The 17,871-nt window shown below is 68.5% G+C and carries 17 protein-coding genes; 13 read left to right on the top strand and 4 right to left on the bottom strand.

The annotated features are described in order from the left end of the window. The coding region (locus FXO23_RS51170) for a hypothetical protein (protein WP_218952285.1) at nt 1–224 on the top strand (224 nt) is incomplete at its 5' end. Here FXO23_RS51170 and FXO23_RS38525 read toward each other — a convergent pair. The 3 genes from FXO23_RS38525 to FXO23_RS38515 are packed head-to-tail and all read right to left on the bottom strand — an operon-like array spanning nt 212 to nt 3,218. Then, nucleotides 212–718: a LeuD/DmdB family oxidoreductase small subunit gene (locus tag FXO23_RS38525; RefSeq protein WP_158891666.1), complete on the bottom strand. Its 507-nt coding sequence runs from the start codon at nt 716–718 to the stop codon at nt 212–214. The two genes, FXO23_RS51170 and FXO23_RS38525, sit on opposite strands and share 13 nt — an antisense overlap. Continuing rightward, nucleotides 715–1,989 carry a 3-isopropylmalate dehydratase large subunit gene (locus FXO23_RS38520; RefSeq protein WP_158891664.1) on the bottom strand — a complete coding sequence of 425 codons (1,275 nt, stop codon included), beginning with the start codon at nt 1,987–1,989 and terminating at the stop codon, nt 715–717. Before FXO23_RS38520 ends, FXO23_RS38525 begins: the two co-directional genes overlap by 4 nt. Next, nucleotides 1,986–3,218 (bottom strand): LeuA family protein, encoded by a 1,233-nt coding sequence (locus tag FXO23_RS38515; protein WP_158891662.1) that lies wholly within the window; start codon nt 3,216–3,218, stop codon nt 1,986–1,988. The genes FXO23_RS38520 and FXO23_RS38515 overlap by 4 nt, the downstream gene beginning before the upstream one ends. A 297-nt stretch (nt 3,219–3,515) precedes the next feature. On the opposite strand from FXO23_RS38515, the gene FXO23_RS38510 reads away from it, so the two are divergent. From FXO23_RS38510 to FXO23_RS38490, 5 genes are all read left to right on the top strand, one after another. Beyond that, on the top strand, nt 3,516–4,523 hold the full coding sequence (locus tag FXO23_RS38510) for a TauD/TfdA family dioxygenase (protein ID WP_158891660.1): 1,008 nt from the start codon (nt 3,516–3,518) through the stop codon (nt 4,521–4,523). 63 nt (nt 4,524–4,586) lie between these two features. Next, nucleotides 4,587–5,816: a phenylacetate--CoA ligase family protein gene (locus FXO23_RS38505; RefSeq protein WP_158891658.1), complete on the top strand. Its 1,230-nt coding sequence runs from the start codon at nt 4,587–4,589 to the stop codon at nt 5,814–5,816. A 23-nt stretch (nt 5,817–5,839) separates the two neighbouring features. Then, nucleotides 5,840–6,829 (top strand): 3-oxoacyl-ACP synthase III family protein, encoded by a 990-nt coding sequence (locus FXO23_RS38500; protein WP_158891656.1) that lies wholly within the window; start codon nt 5,840–5,842, stop codon nt 6,827–6,829. Beyond that, nucleotides 6,826–8,556, top strand: a complete 1,731-nt coding sequence (locus tag FXO23_RS38495) for a thiamine pyrophosphate-binding protein (protein WP_158891654.1) — start codon at nt 6,826–6,828, stop codon at nt 8,554–8,556. Before FXO23_RS38500 ends, FXO23_RS38495 begins: the two co-directional genes overlap by 4 nt. Before the next feature lie 25 nt (nt 8,557–8,581). Further along, nucleotides 8,582–9,457, top strand: coding sequence for a fumarylacetoacetate hydrolase family protein (locus FXO23_RS38490; RefSeq protein WP_158891652.1), 876 nt, complete (start codon nt 8,582–8,584; stop codon nt 9,455–9,457). A gap of 369 nt (nt 9,458–9,826) precedes the next feature. Here the strand turns inward: FXO23_RS38490 and FXO23_RS38485 are convergent, their stop codons facing one another. Beyond that, nucleotides 9,827–10,177: a hypothetical protein gene (locus FXO23_RS38485; protein WP_158891650.1), complete on the bottom strand. Its 351-nt coding sequence runs from the start codon at nt 10,175–10,177 to the stop codon at nt 9,827–9,829. Nucleotides 10,178–10,331: 154 nt separating this feature from the next. On the opposite strand from FXO23_RS38485, the gene FXO23_RS38480 reads away from it, so the two are divergent. From FXO23_RS38480 to FXO23_RS38450, 7 genes are all read left to right on the top strand, one after another. Next, complete coding sequence (locus FXO23_RS38480) at nt 10,332–11,474, top strand: PLP-dependent cysteine synthase family protein (protein WP_158891648.1); 1,143 nt, start codon at nt 10,332–10,334, stop codon at nt 11,472–11,474. 111 nt (nt 11,475–11,585) lie between these two features. Next, nucleotides 11,586–12,569, top strand: coding sequence for an ornithine cyclodeaminase (locus FXO23_RS38475; protein ID WP_158891646.1), 984 nt, complete (start codon nt 11,586–11,588; stop codon nt 12,567–12,569). Next, nucleotides 12,566–13,921, top strand: coding sequence for a type III PLP-dependent enzyme domain-containing protein (locus tag FXO23_RS38470; protein ID WP_246258275.1), 1,356 nt, complete (start codon nt 12,566–12,568; stop codon nt 13,919–13,921). Before FXO23_RS38475 ends, FXO23_RS38470 begins: the two co-directional genes overlap by 4 nt. A 67-nt stretch (nt 13,922–13,988) precedes the next feature. Beyond that, on the top strand, nt 13,989–15,386 hold the full coding sequence (locus FXO23_RS38465) for an MATE family efflux transporter (RefSeq protein ID WP_218952284.1): 1,398 nt from the start codon (nt 13,989–13,991) through the stop codon (nt 15,384–15,386). A gap of 166 nt (nt 15,387–15,552) precedes the next feature. Further along, nucleotides 15,553–16,095: a cysteine hydrolase family protein gene (locus tag FXO23_RS38460; protein WP_158891642.1), complete on the top strand. Its 543-nt coding sequence runs from the start codon at nt 15,553–15,555 to the stop codon at nt 16,093–16,095. A gap of 327 nt (nt 16,096–16,422) precedes the next feature. Continuing rightward, entirely contained in the window at nt 16,423–16,812 is a 390-nt protein-coding gene (locus tag FXO23_RS38455; protein ID WP_158891640.1) for a VOC family protein, read from the top strand. Nucleotides 16,813–17,041: 229 nt separating this feature from the next. Beyond that, complete coding sequence (locus FXO23_RS38450; protein ID WP_158891638.1) at nt 17,042–17,842, top strand: bestrophin-like domain; 801 nt, start codon at nt 17,042–17,044, stop codon at nt 17,840–17,842. Nucleotides 17,843–17,871 lie beyond the last annotated feature (29 nt).

The following is a 17,871-nucleotide window of genomic DNA, read 5'->3' as shown; positions in this document are numbered from 1 at the left end:
ACGATCGTGCCTCTGTCATCCGCCCGCACGTCCTTTCCCGATCGCCCGCCTCGATGAGCGGGCTACCAATCCAGCACGTACCAGCACACAACATCTCGACCCGACCGGATACCCCCCGCGACGACCTCATCGCCGAGCACTTCCGCCGCTCGGCGCCCGGGGGCGGGTACGACCTGGTCGAGGCCGCACGTGAGTCCCTGGCCAACCTGCCTCAAGAATCTTGAGATCTCGCGGTACCCGCCTTGGGGAGCAACTCGAGCAGTCCACCCGCGGCCCAGATCCGACGGACGAATTCGCCCGGTGGAGTGAGCGGGAGAACCTCGCCCTGCTCGGTCCGCAGTGTGGCCGCGTCCGGGTCGACCGCTATCCGTTGTCCCTGGTGCAGGCGGGACAGGTCTCCCGGGTCGGTGAAGGTGAGGCAGGGCAAGCCGTTGTTGGTCGCGTTACGGAAGAAGATCCGGGCGAAGTCGATCGCGATGAGCGCGCCGATGTTGTTCAGTTTGATGGCGCGGATCGAGGTTTCCCGGCTCGACCCGCAGCCGAAGTTCCGCCCGGCGACCAGCACGTCGCCCGGCTGGACGCTGGGCTGCATGTCGGGGTCGTAGCCGTGGAACAGGCCGCGCCGGACCTTGTCCGGGTCCAGGCTGTAGAACGCGGGCGGATGGATGACATCGGTGTTCACGTCGTCGCCGAACAGCCAGAGTCGTCCGGTGATCATGGTTGGTCGTCTCCCCGGTCGCCGTACAGGTCGGGCGCGAGCTCGCCGCGTACCGCTGCCCGTGCCACGGTGCGCGGGCTGGCCAGGTACGTGCGGCTCTGCCAATGTCCCATCCGGCCCCGGAAGTTGCGGTTGGAGCTGGACACGCACACGTCGTCCGCGCCGAGCACGCCCTTGTCGATCCCGCCGCACGCACCGCAACTGGAGTGGTTGACGATCGCGCCGGCCGTGGTCAGGGTCTCGACGTAGCCGGCCCGCAGCGCCTGGGCGAACACCGCCATCGACGCCGGGATCACCACGAAGCGAACGTCGGGGTGCACCTTTCGGTCGGCCAGCTCGTCGGCGGCGGCCTGGATGTCGGACAGCCGACCGCTCGCGCACGAGCCGAGGAAGGCGCTGGTGATGCGGATCGGCTCCAATTCCCGTAGTGGCACCACGTTGGCCGGGGACCACGGTTTGGCGACCCGGGCATCGAGCTTGCTCAGATCGATGTCGATCATTCGCTCGTACTCGGCGTCGGCGTCCGGGCGCACGAGGGTGCCGAGCAGCGCGCCGTCGCGCTTGACGTAATAGTCAACGGTGATCTCGTCCGGGACGAACACGCCGAACTTGGCGCCGATCTCGACGGCCATGTTGGCGATGGCGAACCGGTCGTCCTGGCGCAACCGCGGCGTGGACTCGTCGTGGAACTCCAGGGACCGGTACTGCGCGCCGCTTTCGCCGAGAATGGAGAGCAGTTCCAGGACGATGTCGCGGCCACTCGCCTGCCCGGGCAGCGTGCCGTGAAAACGCACCGCGATGGTCTGCGGCCGGCGTAGCCACGTGGTCCCGGTCGCCAGCGTGAACAGGATGTCGGTCGCGCCCATGCCGGTCGCGCACACCCCGATGCCACCGGCCATGACCGTGTGACTGTCCGCCCCGACGACGAGCCCGCCGGCCTGGCACAGCTCGTGCTCCACCAGCAACTGGTGGCAGATCCCGCGGTCCACCATCAGGTTGGGGATCTCCTGCTCCCGCGCGAACGCGAGGAACCGGTTGGAGATGTCGGCCCGTTCCGCCGTAGCCGGTGGAGAGAAGTGGTCGTTGGCCAGCAGGACCCGGCTGCGGTCCCAAATGGACAGTCCGCGGCGGTTGAAGTCGTCGATGAGCAGCGCGGTCGTGGCGTCGTGGCCGAGCACGGCGTCGACGGTGACGCGGCGGTAGAACGCCGTGTCGTCCGCGTCGCACACGTGCGCGTCGATGATCTTGTCAGCGATCGTTCGTCCGGTCATGTGCTTTCGGCCAACCGGTCGTACTCGGTGATGACGAGGTCCGGGGAAATACCGGCCAGCGCGGACGCGATGAACGCGTCTTTCGCCGCGTACGCCTGCTCGTGCTGGGTCTTGTCCTGGTTCTCCACCGCCTGCTTCACCACTTCCACCAGCCGGCGCGAGGTTTCCTCGTCGACGTCGCGGGGTGGGTTCGCCTGGCTGAGAATGTGCCGGATCAGCGACGCGCCACTGTGTTTGCCGAGCACGTAGCCGCGTTCGCGGCCGGTCCATCGCGGCGGCAGCACTTCGTAGCTGCGCGTGTCCTTGAGCATGCTGTCCACGTGCACACCGGACTCGTGGCGGTAGACGTTGAATCCGGTGACCGGCTTGATCGCGCTCATGTGGATCCCGCTGGCGCGTTCGACGAAGCCGGCCAGCTCGGGCAGCCGGTCGGCCCGGACGCCGTGGCCGATGCCGTACAGATGGGTCAGCGCTGCCACACACTCCGCGAGGTCGGCGTTGCCGGCCCGTTCGCCGATTCCGTTGACGGTGCAGGTGATCGCCCTGGCACCGGCGTCCACGGCAGCCAACGTGTTCGCCGTGGCCAGGCCGTAGTCGTTGTGCGCGTGCGTACAGATCGCGATGCTCGGATCCAACCGTTCGGCCAGCGTTCGCACCAACGCACGCATACCGGCCGGATGGGCGCAGCCGACCGAATCGGCGAGGATCAACCGGGAGACGGCGCCGGGCGCGCACAGGTCGTCGACCAGCCGGATCAGGTGTGCCGGGTCCGCCCTGGTGGAGTCCTCGAACACCACGTTGAGTCCCATGCCCTCGCCGAGGATTTCGTCCGCCCCGGTGCGCATGAGGTGCGCGGCCTGATCACGGGTGACGCCAACGGTTTCCCGCAGTCGAAGGTCACTGGTGGGCATGAACATGAAGACCTCGTCCGCCCGCGCCTTCGCCGCCGCGGCGATGTCCCGGCGCAATGGACGTGCGGTCGCGCCGAGCCGGGCGGCGACACCCGAGTGGCGCATTTCCTGCATCGCTTCGAGGTCCGCGTCGGACGCGGCGGGAAAGCCGGCATCCAGCAGGCCGATCCCGGCGTCGGCCAGGAGGCCCGCCAAGCGCACCTTCTCCTCGACGGTGAACCAGACTCCGGGGGTCTGTTCGCCGTCCCGGAGGGTACAGTCGATCACTTCGACGGTGGTGGGTCTGTTCGGTGAATCGGTGAGGTCTGTATCCGTCACTGGAACGAGTTCCTCTCGGCCGGAAGCATCTGCGTCGCTCAACAATCCGGAGGCGGCATAACCAAACCGTGTCGCCTGGCAGCGGTCAGAGATCGAACATGGCCACTTGCTGCCATTCGCGAGTAGTTTCCGGGTGGCACCTCGTCGGCGGAAGGCCAGGGTTGTGCGGCCTAAGGGTTCAACTAACTGCCGGTGACAAACCGCGGCGGTTCCATTAGGTTCGCTCAGCGCAATGGTCGCCGTACGGAGCGCATGATCCAAACGCCGTACGGAACGCTTCGACACCCAGAGGTCGCTATGCAGCCGTCCTATGCCTTCACCGACAGCGAACGCGACGACTTGCGCGCGTTGCTGCAGACCGTGGACGCGCACCCGTACCGGAATCCGGTCGGCTTCTGCCGGGAGATCGCCGGGCTGATCGAACGGGCGGAGGTGCCACCGGCATTGATCGAGGTGACCAATCGAATCCGCAAGGACCGGGAGAACGCCGGCCCGTACGCCCACGTGCTGCGCAACTGCCCCCTGGACGAGCACATACCGCTGTTGAATCAGGATGATCCGCTCGCGGACAAGTACGCGAAGAAGACCACGTTCGTCTCCGAAGCGTTTCTCCAACTGTTCGGACATCTCGTCCGCACGCCGCTGCTGGCCTACGGGAACCGGTTCAACGGCGATTTCTTCATCGACGTGATCGCGATCAACGCCTACCGCGGCAAGCAGACCGGGTACAGCGACGGAGAATTGACCTTTCACAACGACCGCACCGCCCATCCGGTGCGCGCGGATTTCATCACCCTGCTCGGTATGCGCTGTGCGGACGGCGACAGCACCTACACCAGTTTCGTTTCCGGTCCGAGCCTCCTCGCGATGCTGAGCGAGCAGGAACAACTGACCCTCCGACGGCCGTACTTCTTTACTCCGTTCGACGTGCTGTCCCGCGACAAGAACAAGTCGCTGACCGTCTCCGAAAATCACCCGATCTTCTACAACGAGCACAGCGTGCGGTATGTCGACACCCACACGACGGTCGCCCCGGACGCTCCGCCGGAGGCGAAGGATGCGCTGCTCGCCCTGAAGAACGCGTTGGCGCGAGTGGAGAAGGCTCGGCATCGCATCCGCACCGGCGACCTGTTCACCTTCGCCAACCAGGAGGGGCTGCACAACCGCGAGCACATCGAGATCAACGACCCGGAACGTGCCCGCACTCGCTGGCTGATGAAGACCTATGGATTCCGGGACCAGGCAACCGCCGACCGGTTCGCCGACCGGTGGCTGGACGGCGTGCCCGGACGCGTCGGCGACTGATGTCGCCGTGTGCGGCGCGGAGCTGAATATGCGAATACGGCGACGACCGAATGGTGGACTCACATGACAGCACCGGTGGATCCCGCGGCATTGCGCGCGATGCTCGAGCGGGTCTCGTCCGGATCGGCCTACCTGCGCAAGAAACTGGACGCGGCCGGTGTACGACCGGAGAGCGTCACCGAGCCGGCGGACCTGGCCGGGCTGCCGTTCACCACGAAGGAGGAGATCCGGCAGACCCCGGTGTTGGAATACGCCGCTGTGCCGGCCGAGCGGATCGTGCGGGTGCAGGCTTCCACCGGCACCACCGGTCGGCGCACCCTCTGCGCGTACACCGGCCGGGACGTCGAGGACTGGACGGAGATGGTCACCCGGTGCCTGCGGTATGCCGGGGTGACCGCCGACGACCGGGTGCAGATCGCGGTGGGCTACGGCATGTGGGCGGCCGGCACGGGGTTCCAGTCCGGCATCGAGCGGCTCGGCGCGATGGCCGTGCCGAGCGGCCCCGGCAACACCGAGATGCAACTGGAGCTGCTGACGGAGCTGCGCAGCACGGTGCTGTGGGCCACCTCGTCGTTCGCCGTGCTGCTCGCGGAGCTGGTGGCCACGCGTGGCCTGCGGCCCGAGCTGGCGCTGCGCACCACACTCACCGGTTCGGAACGGTGGGGGGAGGCCACCAGGGCGCGGATCGAGTCGCTGCTCGGCGCGCGGACTTTCGACCTGTACGGGCTGACCGAGGGCTGGGGCGGCGGCATCGGCGTGGAATGCGACCGCCACGACGGCATCCACGTGTGGAACGACCACTTCCACGTGGAGATCATCGATCCGGACACGCTCGAGCCGGTGCCACCGGGCACGCCCGGCGAACTCGTGATGACCACGCTGCACAAGGAAGCCACGCCGCTGATCCGGTACCGCACCCGAGACCTGACCCACCTGTATCCGGATCCGTGCCCATGCGGCAGCCCGTACCCGCGCATTGGCCGCATCCGTGGCCGGTCCGACGACCAGATCAAGGTGCGCGGGGTCATCTTCCTCCCGATGCAGGTCGACACCGTGCTGGGCGAGCTGACCGGCGCCGGGCCGGAGTTCCAGGCCCACGTGGACCGGGACCTCGGCGGCCGCGACAACCTCACGGTCCGGGTCGAAGCCGAGGACAAGACCATCGCCGGAGAGCTGGAGCGGCGGCTGCGCGAGAAGATCGGCATTCGGGTCGGGGTGGAGCTCGTCGAACCCGGCTCCCTGCCGAGGAGCGAACGCAAGTCCCAGCGCGTGTTCGACCACCGCGAACTGTGAACGGGCATGGGCGGATCAGCCTCGTGGACACCGCGAGCTATCTGCCGGAACAGGTGGTGGGCAACGAGTTCTTCGGCACTCTCGCCGAGTCCGCGCCCGTCATGTTCCGGGGAGCCGAACTCCGCCACTTCATCGCGCCGGGGCAGACGGCCACCGACATGATCGCGCGGGCGACCGGCAAGCTCGTCGACCGCCTCGGCATCGACCCGCGCACCGAGATCGATCTGGTGCTGACCAACGTCAGTCTGCCGGACCAGCCGTTTCTCGGTTGCGGCGCCTCGGTCGCGAAAGCCCTGGGCGCGCGGCCCAAGCAGGTCATCGACCTGCACAACGCCGGATGCGTGTCGTTCGTGGTGATGCTCGAGGTGGCGCGCGCGATGATGACGGCCTCGGACATCCGTACCGCGCTGCTGTGCACCGCGCAGACCGCCGCCGGGCGGTTGGGCACCGAGGCGGAGAACCGGCGGCTCCCGCAGGCGGTCACGCCGGGCGACGGGTGCGGCGTCGGCTACGTCGTGGCCGGCCGCTCCTCTCCGGTGCGGTCGGTGCTCACCAGGGTGTACCCGGAGTACGCCGACGACATGGCGATCGCCTGTGCCGAGGACAGGCAGTGGTGGGACACCAGAAGCCGGCCGCTGTACGTCGACTTCACCAAACAGCGGCAGATCGAAATCCACGAACGCGGCACGCGCATCGTGCCGGAGGTGGTCCGCGCGGCTTGTGACCAGGCCGGGATCACCACCGAGGACATCGACGTGCTGGTGACCAACCAGTCCCACCCGGTGATACTGCGCAAGTGGTCGTCCGCGCTCGGCGTGCCGGAGGAACGGCACATCAACACCTTCCCCGAGCACGGCAACCTGTTCGGCGCCGCACACGCGATCTCGATCGAGCGCGCGGTGCACACCGGTGCGTTGCGCCCCGGGCACGTGCTGGCACTCGGCGGGTTCTCGCACGCGGGGGACTACGCCGCGGCCGCGGTCATCGACTGGCAGAAAGGCGTCTCCGCATGAAGCTCGCCGACGCCGTCGTCGACACCCTCGCGGGCTGGGACCTGCGATACGTGTTCGGCGTCAGCGGCGCCAACATCGAACACCTGCACGACGCGTTGGGCCGCGCCGGAACGGAGCGGATCCGGTCGGTGCTGGCGCGGAGCGAGATCGGCGCCGCGTACATGGCGGACGTGCGGGCCAGGGTGCGCCGTACGCTCGGCGTGTGCTGCGCGACCTCCGGTGCGGGCATGATGAACCTCGCGGTGGGCATCGCCGAGTCGTATGCCGAGTCCGTTCCCGTGCTGGCGATCATCGGCCAGCCACCGACGAACCTCGCCGGACGCGGGGCGTTCCAGGACGGCTCCGGCGTCGGCCGGGCGGTGGACGCGATCGCGATGTTCGGCGCGATGGCCAAGTACGTGGCCAGGATCGACGATCCGGGGTGGTTCTGGAGCCGACTTCGGGAGGCGGCCGGTACGGCGTTGTCCGGCCGGCCGGGGCCCGCGGTGCTGCTGGTGCCACGGGACATGTTCGAAGCCGAAGTCGGCGAGCGGCCCCCGGATCTGCCCGGCTCGCTCGCCGAGCTGCGCACGCCGGAGCCGGTGGACGCGGCCGCGACCAGGAAGCTGTTCGGCCTGATCCGGGCCGCCGCGAACCCCGTGCTGGTGCTCGGTTCCGGCGTGGCACGGTCGGCCGACGCGGCGGCGGTGCGGAGGTTCGCGGAGTCCGCGGAGCTGCCCGTGGTGACCACCATGTCCTCGCTCGGCTGCTTCCCCGCCGGCCACGACCTGTATCTCGGATCCATTGGCGCGACCGGGAATCCGTCCGCGCACCAGTACCTCAACGAACGCTGCGATCTGCTCGTGGCGGTCGGCACCGGGCTGGACACGATGGCCAGGATGGCCATCGGACCGGCCCTGTCCCGTACCAGGGTCGTGCTGGTCAACATCGATCCGGCGGCGAGCGGCGACGCGTATCCCACAGAACTGGTGGTGACCGGCGACGCGGGCGAGGTGTTCGCCGCACTGGGCCGGCAACTCGCCGAGACGCCGTTCCGGATCGGCCGGCCGGCGTCCTACGAGCTGACCCGCTATGTCAGCCACGGCACCGATCCGCGGGACGACCCCGCCGGACTCAGCTTCGGCGACACCGTGCGGGAACTGCAGAAGTACTTGCCGGACAAGGGTTACGTGCTCTGCGACGCGGGCAACAGCGGGGCGACGGCCGAGCACCTGCTCACCCTGCCCGAGGACACCATCGGGATCACCGGGCTTGGCCAGGGCGGTATGGGCTACTCGATCGGCGGCGCGGTCGGCGCGCAGCTCGGCGCCGCCGCGGACGAGCGCACCACGGTCGTGTGCGGCGACGGCGGCTTCCTCATGCTGGGCAGCGAGGTGCACACCGCGGTCGATCTCGGCGTGCCGGTCCTGTTCCTGGTGCTCAACGACAACCAGCACGGCATGTGCGTCAGCCGGCAGCACAAGTTCTTCGACGGCCGGCTGGAAGCCACCCGGTACGCCCCGATCTCGGTCGCCGACGTGGCCCGCGGGTTCGGCGCACCGGACCGGTTGTGGGTGGGCCGAGCGGCCGACCGGCACGAGCTCACCGCGCGGTTGGCCGAGTACCAGGCCCTCGGCGACGCACGGCCCGGCGTGCTGGAAGTGATCATCAGCCGGAGCGAGGTGCCACCGGTGGTGCAGTTCGTCTCGGCGGACGCGGACACCGAACCGGTTCCCGTGCGGCCTTGATCCGGCCGGGCGGTAGGGAGGAACGATGAAGCTCGTCACCTTCGACAGCGGTACCGAGTCGGGACTGGTCGGCCGGCTGGACGAGGACGTCGTGTCCGAACTCGACGTGCGAGGCGTGCGCGAGTACTTCGAGCGCGCGGGCGCGGAGCCGACCGGCCGGCGCTTCGCGATGGCGGACGTCCGGCTGCGAGCGCCGATCGTGCCGAAGAAGTTCTTCCACACCTCCGGCAACTTCGCCGAGCACCAGGAAGAGTCCAGGCGTGCCAACCTGTCGCATTCGGTCCACAAAGGAATCGTGTTCTTCCAGAACGTCGACGCGATCGTCGGACCGGGGGAGCCCGTCGTCTATCCCGAGCACCTGACCTCCGAACTCGACTACGAGCTGGAGTTGGCGATCGTGATCGGCAAGCCGGGCAAGTTCTTCACCGCCGAGGAGGCGATCGACCACATCGCCGGCTACGTGGTGTTCAACGACATCACCGCGCGAGACATCCAACGCCGCGAACTGGCCTCGGGCGCCATCTCCTTCTGCAAGGCCATCGACACGTTCTGCCCACTCGGGCCCTGCGTCGTCACCGCCGACGAGATCCCCGACCCGCACGACCTGCGGATGGAGCTGCGCGTCAACGGCGACGTACGGCAGAGCTCCAACACCAACCGCATGATCGTCAGCATCCCCGAACTCGTCGCCTACCACTCGCCGCAGGGATACAGCGCCGGTGACCTGATCACCACGGGATCCATCCCCGGCGTGGCTGCCTTCCGCCCCAATCCGCACGACTTCTACCTCCGGCCCGGCGACATCGTCGAGGCGGAGATCGAGGGCGTCGGCCTGTTACGCACCCCGATCGTCTCGTGGCAGGACTTCTACGGGCAGCCTGCCCCGCCCACGGTCACCTGATTCATCGCCGACCGCCACTGCTTCGGCGAAGGCGGCGAGCGATGGGCGGCCAGGGAGCCGTTCACCGCCAAATGGATGAAAGAAACCCGCGGTGTTCAACAGTATTGGATTCAACTGTATTGCGGGCGGATGGCCGCCATGGGGGCGGCGTCGCCCGGCTCCGTGGCGGGAACCGGGGTGCGCGGCTTGGTGGCGTGGACCCAAGCCGAGTTGATGGTTTCTGTTATACCGGCTTAATACTTTCGGATACATTTGGTCTGGATGCCTCGCGCGAGGACCCCAGGCCAATCACATCCTGGTAACGTGCGAACCGTGGGTGTCCGAGCGGCTACTTCTCGCGGGTTGGGCCTGTTCTTCGTTGCCGTGGGCCTACTGGTGCTGGCCGCGTTGCACATGGATATGTGCTTCTCGCACGCGCTCGCCGTGCACTCCCATACCCATTCCGCCGAGGTCGTAGTCCCGGAATCTCCGGTCGGCGCCGTGGCGCCCCTTGGCCAGCGGTGTCCCGCTGACCACGAACAGCATCCGGATCATCATCCGTCGAGCGCGCCGGCTCGGATTCAGCCGCGCGACGACGTGGATCCCGGTCCGGACCAGATCTCGCTCGCAGTGGCCACATGCGCACAGGTGAGCGTCCCGGTTCCGGAAGCCCGTCCCGATGCGCGTGCCTGGCAAACGCGGCTCCCGGGTCGATCCGGTAATCAAGTGCTCCTCGATCACTGCGTTTCCCGTACCTGAGCGGCAGGAATTTTCCGCAGCTGCTTCACCGCACATTAATGCCGCAACAGCTGGTCATGGGGAAGCCGGGTGTCGCCGTATCCGCAATTTCGCGGAACGCGATTTCCGCCTGCGCAGATTACGGGAGATCACAGTCATGAACACGCGTCTTAGACCTCACTCGGTGCCGTCCGCCTCGGCGCGGATCATCACCGGTGCCGCCTGCTGCCATTCGCCGGAGCGCGCGGTCGGGAACACACCGGTGTTGTGGATCGAGGATCCGATTGCCGGCTCCGGTCACGGTTTCTGGGCGAAATTGGAGGGTTTCAACCCCGGCGGGATGAAGGATCGCCCCGCGCTGTACATGGTCGCCAAGGCCAAGGAACGCGGTGAACTCGTCGACGGTGCGCCGATCGTCGAGTCCACCAGCGGGACGCTCGGGCTCGGGCTCGCCCTGGCCGGGATCGTGTACGGCCATCCGGTCACGCTCGTCACCGATCCCGGGATGGAACCGATCGTGCGGCGCATGCTCACCGCGCACGGAACCCGTGTCGATCTCGTCGATCACCCGCATCGGCGGGGTGGCTGGCAGCAGGCCCGCTGTGACCGGGTCCAGCAGTTGCTCGCCGAACAGGACGGCGCGTGGTGTCCGGATCAGTACAACAATCCCGACAACGTGGCCGCGTACGCTTCGATGGCCGATGAACTCGCCGCGCAGCTCGGGCGGATCGACGTCCTGGTCTGCTCGGTGGGCACCGGTGGCCACTCCGCGGGCGTCTTCCGGGTGCTCCAGCGCTACTTCCCGCGGCTGCGGCTGATCGGGGTCGACACCATCGGTTCGACGATTTTCGGGCAGCCCGCGACCGCGCGCCTGATGCGGGGACTCGGCTCGAGTATCCATCCCCGCAACGTGGACTACGCCGCGTTCGACGAAGTGCACTGGGTAGCGCCCCAGGAAGCGGTGTGGACATGTCGCACGCTGGCCGCCGTCCATCACGCCACCGGCGGGTGGAGCGTCGGCGCGGTCGCCCTGGTCGCCGGATGGGTCGCCCGGACGCATGACCCCGACGTGCGGGTCGCGGCCGTGTTCCCGGACGGTCCCCACCGGTATTTCGACACCGTCTACAACGACGACTACTGCGCGCGCCATGGCCTGTTGGACGCGGCGCCACCGGCCGAGCCCGACACCATCACCGACCCTCGGGATCGCCTCGTCCAGCGGTGGACCCGCTGCCGCACGGTGACCGATCCGACTACCGTCCCGCCGACCCCACCGGCGCCTCGGGGCGCCCAGCGCTGAACCAGATCGCGACCCAGTTCGGTCCTTCGAGCGGCCGAGCTGTTGCGACCGCGTCCGCGAGATCCGTGACGCGTGCGTGGCACCACCCTCCACGAGAAAGGTTGGCATCCCATGAATTCCGGCCCCACCCTGCACATCCTCACCCGAGCAGACCTGCGCACTCTCGAACTCGCCCCGCGCGAGGCGATCACGATGGTCGAAGGCGGCTACCTGGCGTTCGCGTCCGGAGCGTCGCGGAACCCGGCCAAGCTGATGGTGCCGATGCCGGATCCCGCGCGGGACGCGGTCGCGTACTCGATGCTCGGCTACGACGGCTCGCTCGAACAGGCGGCTTTCAAGACCAGTTACCGGCAGGGCAGCACGTCGGCCGAGAAGTACTACACGACGATCACCCTCTACGACGACACCACCGGCGCGCCGTTCGCGCTCATGGACTGCCACCGCGTCGGCGCCACGCGCACGCCCGCCAGCACCGCGCTGCTCGCGCGGGCCTGCGCCAGGCCGGGCGCCCGCTCGGCGCTCATGGTCGGCACCGGCGCGCAGGGGATCCGGACCCTGCCGTATCTGCTCACCGTGCTGCCGGGACTGGAACGGCTGCGCCTGTTCGGCACGCATCCCGACGGCATCCGCGACAGCGTCGCGGCGCTGGCCAAGCACTTCCCGGAACGCGAGGTCGAACTGGTCGACGACGTGGAGTCCGCGGCGCGTGAATCCGACATCGTGGTCGCCGCTTCCGGCCGCGCGGCGCATCCGAAGATCCGCCTCGGCTGGTTGCCGCCGGGCGGACTGCTGATCTCGGTGGCCAGCAAGGGCGTCCAGGAAGGCACCCTCGCCGAGGCCGACTACACGGTGGCCACCAGCGCCGCGCAGGTGGAGGTGACCGGCCGGCGCATGGCAGGGCCCGACGGGGTGTTCCGCATCGACGCCGAACTCCCCGAGATCCTCATCGGCCGTGCGGCGGGCCGCCGCACGGGTGAGGACCGGGTGTTCGCCTTCAGCAGCGGCATGATCATCACCGATATCCCGGTGGCCCACGCACTCGCCGCGCGTGCCATCGCGGCGGGCCGAGGTCAGGAGGTGGCCCTGTGGTCGTGACCGCCACCCTGTCACCGCCACTGCCCGCTGTCGAACGCCCCTGGGCGCCGAAGCTGCGTGACACCCCGATGCTGTGGGAGATCGCCCGCGCGGTCGGCGGTGGCCCGTTCCACGTGATCCACCCGGCGACCTTCGCGGAGAATCTCGGCAGCCTGCTCGACGCGCTCGCCGCCGAGCACACCCCCGGCACCGTCTACTACGGCAAGAAGGCCAACAAGGCCGCGGCGTGGCTGCGCGAGTGCACGCGTCCCGGCGCCGGGGTGGACGTGGCGAGCGTGCCCGAACTGGTCCACGCCCTCGGCAACGGCGTGCGCGGTGAGGCGATCGGGGTGACCGGCGCAGCCAAGTCCGACGGCCTGCTGTGGCTCGCGCTGCGGCACCATTGCCTGCTGGCGGTGGACGCGGCCGACGAGCTGGAGCGCGTCTCAAGCCTGGCCCGTGATCTTGGTGAGACGGCTGAGGTGCTGCTGCGGGTGCGCCCGCCGACGGCACCGGCGAGCCGGTTCGGCTTCGCCCCCGACGTGCTCACGGCCGCGGTCCGCCGGTGCGCCGACCCGGGCACGGCCGTCGCACTACGCGGCTTCTCGTTCCACCTGGACGGATACGATCCGATCCCTCGGGCCGAACTCGCCGCGCACCTGATCGCGCTGTGCCGGGACGCCCGCGCGCTCGGGCACCCCGCGTCGAAGATCAGCATCGGCGGCGGGATCGCCGTGTCCTATGTGGACTCCGAGGACTGGCGCCGGTTCGAGGCGGACCGGCACGACGGCTGGTTCCACGGTGGCCGCAATCCGGTTCGCACCTACCCGTACCACCAGGAACCCACGGGTGCGGCGATGGTCACCGCGATCCTGCGGCACGACGTCGGCGGCGCGCCACTGTCGCACCGCCTGCGCGACGCCGGGATCGAGCTGCTGCTCGAACCCGGCCGGGCGCTGGTCGACGGCGCCGGGTTCTCGGCGTTTCCGGTGCTGGGCCGCAAGGCGAGCGGGGACCATTTGGTCACCACGGTCGCCGGCCTCAGCATGAGCCTGTCCGAACAGTGGAAGGGCAGCGAGTTCCTGCCTGACCCGATCCTGGTGCCGGCCGACAGGGCACCGGCCGACGACACTCCGGTGCGGACCGCCGTCGTGGGTTCGAGCTGCTTGGAGTACGACGTCCTTACCTGGCGCGCGGTCCAGCTGCCGCGCTGCCCCGGGGTGGGTGACCTGATCGTCTACCCCAACACCGCGGGCTACCAGATGGACAAGAACGAGAGCGGTTTCCACCAGTTGCCGCTACCACCAAAGGTGGTGGTCGACAGGGACCGCTGGCACGTCGACACCGACTACCCGATCCAGGAGATCCGATGACCATTGTCCAGCGCGCCCGCGAGGTGGAGCGAGGGCTCGCCACCTGCGCACCGGTGGCGGTGAGCGCGTGAGCCGGACGGTGACGGCCCCCGCACGCGGCTACCACGCGCTCGTCGCGCTGGCCGCGCCGATCGCGGGGATCCAGCTCGCGCAGGTGGCGCTCACCAGCGTCGACCTGGCCATGCTGGGCCTGCTCGGCGTGTCCGCGGTGGCGGCGGGTGGCCTGGCGATCCTGCTCTACAACCAGGTCCGCACCATGTGCGTCGGCATGGTGACCGGCGTCGGGAATCTGGTGGCCACGGCGGCCGGAGCGGGCGAACGCCGCACCGGCACGAGCGAACTCGACGACCAGGCGCGGGACGAGATCCGCTCGTTGCTGCGGTCGGCACTCCTGGTCGCCACGCTGACCGCGGCGGCGGGCGCGGCGGTCCTGTGCGGCCTCGCCCTGGCGCTGCCGCTGCTGGGCCAGCGGCCCGAGATCGTCTCGCTCGCCCGCGCGATGATGTTCGCGCTGGCGGGCGGCCTGTTCCCGATGACGTGGCTCAACGTGCTGCGGCAGTTCGCGGTCGGATTGCGCCGCCCCGGTTCACTGCTGGCGGTGACGCTGGTGTCGATCGCGGTGAACGCCGCCTGCAACGCCGCGTTCATCTACGGTTGGGCGGGGCTGCCCGAACTCGGGGTCGCCGGGGTGGGCCTGTCGACGGCGGTGGTCCAGGTCTTCACGCTCGCGGCGTTCGCCTCGACGCTTCGCCGGGACCCGGAACTGCGGACGATGATGTCCCTCACCGCGTGGCGGGCGGATCCAGCGGTGGTTCGGCACATCATCCGGCACGGCACGCCGATCTGCTTCACCTACGGGTCGGAGGCCGCGATCACGTCGATCGCGACGGTCCTCATGGGGGCGTTCGGCCCCGCGATGCTCGCGGCGTCGAACGTCGCGAACCAGCTCGCCTACATCGTCTACCAGTGCAACATCGGGCTGTCGCAGGGCTCGTCGATACTGGTCAGTCGCGCGGTCGGCCAGGGCGAGAAGGGGCTGGCGTCGACGATAGCGCGGCGCGCCTTCACACTGTCGTGGACGTTGATGGCGGTTGTCAGCCTGGGCTACGTGCTGGTGCCGCAAGCCATGCTGTGGCCGTTCCTGCGCGACAACGCGGACGCGGCGGTGCTGAGCACCGCGTCGACCCTGCTGCTGTTCGCGGTCGCGCAGCAGTACAGCAAAGGCAGCCAGAACATCCTCGTGGGCCTGCTGCGCGGGCTCGGGGACACCGCGTCGGGACTGCGGTGCACACTCGTCGGGTACTGGGCGGTCGGCGTCCCCACGATGGCCGTGTGCGCGTACGCCTTCGGCTGGGGCGGCTGGGGCGTGTGGACCGGGCTGTGCGTCGGCTTCGCCGCGACGGCGGTCCTGCTCACGCGGCGCTTCCGCACCGCGGCCACGGATCGCTCCGCGACGACAACCTGAACCTGCCGGGGGAGTGCGCGCAGCGCGTCAAATCGAACGCTTCCAAGATCTGTCGGGCGCGGCGCTCGGCCACAGCCTGAGATCGCGGCCGGTAGCTTCACCTACGCACTGTTGACCAAATGCGATCATCATGGCCGCCGGAGGGGCGGAGGGACGGGAGCCTGTCTTGACCACTGCACTGATCATCGGTGACCTCCAGCGGGGGATCACGGGCAGCTACCCGTTCGCCGGGCAGGTCGTGCCGCCGATCACCGAACTGCTGCCACGTGCCCGGGCGGCCGGTGTGCTCGTTGTGTTCGTGCACTTCGCCTTCCGGGGCAACGGGGCCGACCTGCCGCCGGGTAACGAGCTGTACCGGACGTTCTACGACGCCGGGGATGCCTTCCACGAGGGATCGGCCGGAACCGAGATCGATCTGCCGGTCGCCGACGAGGACGTCGTCGTGCTGAAACGCCGTGCCAGCGCGTTCGCTGGCACGGATCTCGACCTCGTGCTCCGCGCCCGTGGCGTGGACACCCTCGTGATCGCCGGAGTCGCGACCAGCGCGATGGTGGCCGCGACGTGTTACGACGCGGCGGACCGCGGCTACCAGGTGACCGTGCTGCGTGACGGTTGCGGAGACGCCGATCAGGCGATGCACGACTTCTTCATGGACGCCGTCTTCCCCAGCCGGGGATTCGAGGTCGTGCCCTGCGCCGACTGGTCGTAGAACTGAAGCCGCCCCACTGAGGCTTTCGCAGTGCGTGGCGTGGTGCCGTGCTCATGGGGTGCCCGGAGGTCAAGCTCCGCTGCCGCGAGTTCCCCGTTCTGGTCGGGTGTGTTCCCCGTTTCGGTAGCCCGAGTTCCCCGTTCCGTGAGTAGATGAGCATCAATGCGGCCTTCGGTGCACGCGGGAAGGCAAGGTTCCCCCACACCGCATCGAGCACGCCGAGCACCTCTCGAGAAGCCCTACCGAGAAACCCCACCCGGGCCGGTGCGCGCCGCGGATCGGCCGCGCGCTGCCGGTCTGCGCGTCGGATCTGGTTAACATGTGAGGATGCTGAACAACGCGCGGATCGAGGCTCGCATCCCTGCTCAGGATCTTGCTCGGGCCCGCCGCTGGTATGCCGAGAAGCTTGGCCTCGAACCGGCCGAGGAACGCGACGGTGGCCTGCGCTATGAGGGCGCGGCGGGTGTCTTCTGCCTGTTCGCCTCGGCCGGCGCGGCGGACGGCTCGTTCACGCAGATGACCTTCTACGTCGACGACATCGAGGCGGCGGTCGCTGACCTGCGCGCCCGCGGGGTGGTGTTCGAGCAGTACGACGGCGCGGTGAACGGAATCATGGACATCGAGGGTTACTACCCGAGTAAGGGCCGCGGTGAACGGGCCGCCTGGTTCCGCGACAGCGAGGGCAACATGCTCGCCGTCGCCGAGGTAGTGCGCTGACCACCACGCCGCGAGGCCACATCTGTTCCCGCATTTGACGTGATTTCGCCGGTATCTCGAGGCGGCATTTGAATGAAACTCGGTGCTTGCTGATTACCGAGCGGGATACCGGTGCACCGAAGTGGAGTAAGGAAGACATGGATCGGGTGGCCGGACGTGACTTCCAGTGGGGAGCGGACAATCCTGATAGGCACCACTATGTTCGTCCGAGCAGGCGCCAGGGGTGTCTATGGTTGTCACTGTCGTCGCGGTCGGTGTCGCGCTTGTCATCGGGTTGCTGGCGAATCACTTTCACCGCAAGCGGATGAGGGGTGAGGACACCGAGGCTATCACGATCAAGGATCTGACCAGTCCGCTGGAAACCCTGGCGGTTCTGGTGCTCGCGTTCGTGCTCGTCACCGCCGCGGAATCGTACAACGCCGCTGAGGACGCGGCCAGGGTTGAAGCGCACGCATTGGACCATTTCTTCGAAGTGGCCGACTATGCCCCGGCCGCCCAGCGGGAGCGGATCAAAGCCGACGCCGTGTGCTACGCCAGGGCGGTGCACGCGCTCGAATGGCCCGCGATGGCCGAAGGGCGGCGCGCTTCCGAGGTCTCGTTCTGGGCCAATGACTTCAATGTGCCGTTGCGGGAAATGGATCACACGGATACCTCTTTCGAAATACTTGTCGATGCGGACAAAAGCCGCGACGAAGGACGCGGGCAGCGGGTCGCCGAGTCGAGACCGGCGATTCCAGACGTCGTCTACTGGTTCATGTTGCTCACGCTGGCCATCACCATCATGGCGTTCGCCTTCGCGCTTCCCCGGCGGAGGAAGGGCGCGGAAGTCGCGGGCTTGGCCGTCATCACCATGTTGCTGACGCTGTCGCTGCTGCTGATCCGGGACGTCGACCGGCCGATCGGCGGGATCATCTCGGTGGAACCGTACGCGATGGCGCACCAGGAAACGGATCTGACCGTGGAGTTCACCCGAGCGTACGGCCAAGGCAGCCTCCCCTGCGACGAACAGGGCAGAAAACTACTCGAGTAACAAACGACCGGATTAGGGGTGGGCGCTTG

Origin of the sequence: Amycolatopsis anabasis (assembly GCF_009765355.1) — a bacterium.
GTDB lineage: Bacteria > Actinomycetota > Actinomycetes > Mycobacteriales > Pseudonocardiaceae > Amycolatopsis > Amycolatopsis anabasis.
The sequence above is the reverse complement of the archived record's forward strand: the minus strand, read 5'-3'. Positions and strand labels throughout refer to the sequence as shown.